The sequence below is a fragment of the Rhodococcus sp. ENV425 genome, assembly GCF_002887785.1.
Taxonomy (GTDB): domain Bacteria; phylum Actinomycetota; class Actinomycetes; order Mycobacteriales; family Mycobacteriaceae; genus Rhodococcus; species Rhodococcus aetherivorans.
The window spans coordinates 8,021-9,280 of sequence record NZ_PCZU01000266.1; the positions used below are offsets into that span (position 1 = coordinate 8,021).

General features: G+C 70.3%; 3 protein-coding genes. All 3 read left to right on the top strand.

Features of this window, described 5'->3' with window-relative positions:
- On the top strand, window positions 1–668 hold a 668-nt coding region (locus CQZ88_RS31735), incomplete at its 5' end, for an aldehyde dehydrogenase family protein (RefSeq protein ID WP_258008760.1).
- Window positions 669–710: 42 nt separating this feature from the next.
- Window positions 711–1,067: a non-heme iron oxygenase ferredoxin subunit gene (locus CQZ88_RS23930; protein WP_102800412.1), complete on the top strand. Its 357-nt coding sequence runs from the start codon at window positions 711–713 to the stop codon at window positions 1,065–1,067.
- Window positions 1,064–1,260: gamma-glutamyltransferase (locus tag CQZ88_RS23935; RefSeq protein WP_180987076.1), on the top strand; the 197-nt coding region annotated here is incomplete at its 3' end. The genes CQZ88_RS23930 and CQZ88_RS23935, both read left to right, overlap by 4 nt.

A 1,260-nucleotide genomic window follows, 5' to 3' on the forward strand; every position in this document is an offset into this window, starting at 1 on the left:
ACGCCGCCGCCGCGTTGATCGTCAAGGGCGCTTTCGGGCTCTCCGGACAGGCCTGCACCGGCACCAGCCGGGTCGTCGCGATCGACGACATCCACGACGCCCTGCTCGAGCGGGTCGTCGCCCGCGCCGAGGCCCTCACCGTCGGACCGGGCCTGCGGGCGGGGGCGTCGATGGGTCCGCTCGCCAGCCGCGGCCAGCTGGACAAGTTCCTCGAGTACGTCGCCGTCGGGCAGGACGAAGGGGCCCGTCTGGTGTGCGGCGGAACCCGCTGCGACGACACCGGATTCGGCGACGGGTTCTTCGTGCGCCCGACGGTGTTCGCCGACACCGCGCCGGGCATGCGCATCCTGACCGAGGAGATCTTCGGTCCGGTGCTGGCGTTCCAGCGGGCGTCGTCGTTCGACGAGGCCGTCACGCTGGCCAACGACACGGCGTTCGGCCTGAGCGCGGCGATCGTCACGCGCGATCTCGACCGGGCCGGGCAGTTCGTCGCCCGTTCCCGCACCGGCCTGGTCAAGGTGAACCAGCCGACGAACGGCATGGCGATGAACGCTCCGTTCGGTGGGTACAAGGCGTCGAGCACCCAGACGTTCAAGGAACAGGCCGGGCCGACGCTGATGCAGTTCTACCAATCCGAGAAGACCGTCTACATCGACCCCGTCGCCTGACCGCCCGCGGTCGGAGCAGATCCCAATGCCTGGAGGATGACCATGGAGTTCAAGAGAGTGGCCCGTTCCGGGCAGGTGCCGGAGGGCATCGTCCGCCGCTTCTACGCCGGCGACTACGAGTTCGCGATCTCGCGGCTGGACGGGAAGGCCTACGCGACATCCAACTACTGCTCACACCTGGACTGCCTGCTCTCGTCCGGCAAGCTCGTGCAGGATGGAATCGGATGCTCTTGCCACGGAAGCGCTTTCGATCTCGCAACCGGTGAACCCATCTGCCCTCCCGCCACGGAGCCGATCAAGACCTATCCCGTCGAGGAGCGCGGCGGCGAGATCTTCGTCGGCATCGATCCCGCCGAGCCGCCGGAGGGTCCGCGCCGGCGCCGGCTCCGGCAGGCATGACAGCGCGGCGAGTCCGTCCGGCGACGCTGTCGACCGGCGGCATGGTGTCCTCGAGCCACCCGCTGGCCGGCCAGGCCGGGGCGCGGGTGCTCGCCGACGGCGGCAACGCGGTCGACGCCGCGCTGGCGATGGCCGCGACCACGTGGCTGACCCTGCCCGGCCAGTGTGGCCTCGGCGGGGACGCATTCGCCGT

Bases quoted from the DNA above. Each gene is read 5' to 3' on its own strand.
- CQZ88_RS23930 (WP_102800412.1), top strand. From the start codon at position 711: ATGGAGTTCAAGAGAGTGGCCCGTTCCGGGCAGGTGCCGGAGGGCATC.